We start from the raw sequence: 2,596 nt of genomic DNA on the forward strand, positions 1-2,596 counted from the left end.
AACCATGTCCGATTAGAGAAGGCGACATAGATGCGTTGTGTCTCCCGCAAATCCGGTCCGTCCGCTGTTCCAAGGGGTGCAGGTGTCTCAGGTGAAAGGGTCATGTCAGCCTCGCAAAAATGAATCCTCGCCCGCGCACCTTTCCCGGCAGGCGGGAGGGGGCGGACGAAAGGTGCGGGCGCCCGGGCGTATGAGGACCGGGGGCAAGGCGGGAAGGTAGGAGGCATGGACCGACGCGGGCGGCTCCAGGTCACCGGCGCCTTGCGCACGGGCCGCGCCCGGGCAGACGCGCCGTCCGCCCCCTCACGGCTGCAGGGAAAGCTTGTCCAAGCCTGCAAGCGCCAGACAGGCAGGCTGGCGCCGTGGGCACGAATCCCTCCAGACATCTTGCTGATGGCCATGCATATACGAGAGTTCCTGGAAGCTAACCGCGTCGCCTTGATCACGCTCTGGGAGGCGTGCGCGCTGACCCGGCCGTGGAATGCCCGAATGCCGACGTGGACAGAGCGGTTACGTCACGCGATGCCACGATCCTCGTCGGCGCGGTGGATGACGTGGTCGTCGCCAGTGTCATGGCCGGTCATGACGGCCATCGCGGCTGGATCTATTACCTGGCTGTCAGTCCGGAGCGGCAGGGACGCGGTCATGGACGCGAGATGATGGCCGAGGCGGAGCTCTGGCTGACGGCCCGCGGCGCGCCTAAGGTGCAGCTCATGGTACGTGAAGGCAATGAGACCGCAGCCGCCTTTTACACTGCGCTTGGGTACGAACGCCAGGATGTCACCGTCCTCGGCAAATGGCTTACGCCATCGCCTGAGGCCGAATGAGGCTTCGACAGGCCACGCGCGCCTGACCCCTCTGGCCGCAAGGCCAGTGGGAAGCAAAGCGCGGCCCCCGCCGGCGAGCCCCCGCAGCGCGCGGCCTCCCGAACGGGAGGACGCGTGACCGGAGACGAGCCGGGCCGGTCAGGCGACATGGAAAAGGTTAAGGGCTCTCGCCGCCCGGACAGCCCCGCGTCAGCGGGCAGGGGAGGGGCGATGCCTTCAGATCCTCCCCCAACGCCTCGAACAGACGCTCGGCAACTCCTGCATCAGGCTCATGAACTCAGGTGTTCATTCGGGTCGGCTTTTTGCTGGCTGATAGGGGTTAGAGGTTTTCCTCAAGCAACTCGCGATATCCCCCGTCACGCAAGCGCTGGCCTTTTGCGAGCAAACGGGCCATCTCCGACTTCATGGCGCTGGACGGTCCGGACCAGTCCTGTGTGACGCGGGCCTCGCCATAGAAGATCATCGCCGTTTCGCGATAGGTCATACCAGCCTCAAAGGCATCAAGCGCGATCAAGGCGTTGCGGTAGCCAAGTCCCTTGCGTGACCATGTCGGCGACGTCGCTTCGGCATCATAGACGCGGTGGGCCCGTTTGAGCGTCTCGATATATTCGTCAGGGCAATCGAAGCCGGAAACGGAAAACTCCATTTTCACGGGCTCGCCGCACAGGAGCGACTTGCCGCTGCAGCGGATCTGGACGGAGCAGTTTGCCCCTTTGACGAGGAAGTGCTCGCGGCCGGCAGAATCGGTCAGGTGCACAATTCTGCAAAGGCGTGTGCCCTTCTCGAAGATTTCGTCAATCTCGTCAGGATCACGTTCACGGACATGGACCGCGATCTTGCGAGGGAATGTCTGATCGGACCAGAAGACATCTGTTGAAAGCGCAGTCTGGTCGGGATCGGGAAAGTACAGGAGCCCCCAGGCTTCGGCGGCGAGGTCCTGCTCAACCAGCTTCAACAGCTTGATGCCATGACATGCGGTCCCCGTTTCCAGCTGAGGTAGTACGGCGTATGCATCGTCCCTCAGGGCAGGATTACGCCTTGCAAACTCCCACGCCCAGTTCCCGCGCGAGAGATTGGCGGTGTAATTATACCTGACGAGCATATCGCTCAGGTCTTCTATCGTGCGAATAAGCATGTATCAGCCTCCCGCGTCAGGGGAATGCAGGACATGTGCCAATTTCAATCTATCATGGAGATTGCAAGGTTGCTTGCCTAAGGCAAAAGGGCACGCAAATGTGTGCTTACCGGACTAAAAGCACTGAACACACAAAAGCTGATTGAGCGTGTTCTGACTGCGTCGTTCGTCCAGACAAATTGGAGCTCGCAACAGTCAATAAGGATTGGTCTCTCACGTCGCAACTATTCAGCGGATTTTCGTTCTTTCAATATGTCCAGGGCTACGTCGACGATCATATCCTCCTGGCCACCAACCATACGCCTACGTCCTAGTTCAACCAGGATTTCACGCGTATCGATCCCATAATCTTTCGCTGCCTTCTCTGAATGCCGGAGGAAGGATGAGTACACGCCGGCATAGCCAAGTGAAAGCGTTTCGCGATCAACGCGAACGGGGCGGTCCTGGAGTGGGCGGACAAGTTCCTCGGCAGCATTCATGAGCGCAAAAAGATCGCATCCATGCTTCCATCCCTTTCGCTCGGCGGCTGCGATGAACACTTCAAGCGGCGCGTTTCCGGCCCCGGCACCCATGCCGGCCAGCGAAGCGTCCACGCGTCTTGCGCCATATTGAACGCCGACAATGGAATTGGCTA

General features: G+C 60.5%; 2 protein-coding genes and 1 pseudogene. 1 reads left to right on the forward strand and 2 read right to left on the reverse strand.

Features of this window, described 5'->3' with window-relative positions; all coding sequences use genetic code 11:
* Positions 1–458 precede the first annotated feature (458 nt).
* Complete coding sequence (locus HY30_RS15395) at positions 459–827, forward strand: GNAT family acetyltransferase (protein WP_206741493.1); 369 nt, start codon at positions 459–461, stop codon at positions 825–827.
* A 319-nt stretch (positions 828–1,146) separates the two neighbouring features.
* On the opposite strand, the gene HY30_RS19465 is transcribed toward HY30_RS15395, so the two are convergent.
* Together HY30_RS19465 and HY30_RS15405 are read right to left on the reverse strand one after the other, a co-directional pair.
* On the reverse strand, positions 1,147–1,962 hold the full coding sequence (locus HY30_RS19465) for a DUF2285 domain-containing protein (protein ID WP_081812298.1): 816 nt from the start codon (positions 1,960–1,962) through the stop codon (positions 1,147–1,149).
* Positions 1,963–2,186: 224 nt separating this feature from the next.
* Positions 2,187–2,596: pseudogene (locus tag HY30_RS15405) on the reverse strand (4-hydroxy-2-oxovalerate aldolase); the annotation flags it as partial.

Origin of the sequence: Hyphomonas chukchiensis, assembly GCF_000682695.1 — a bacterium.
GTDB lineage: Bacteria > Pseudomonadota > Alphaproteobacteria > Caulobacterales > Hyphomonadaceae > Hyphomonas > Hyphomonas chukchiensis.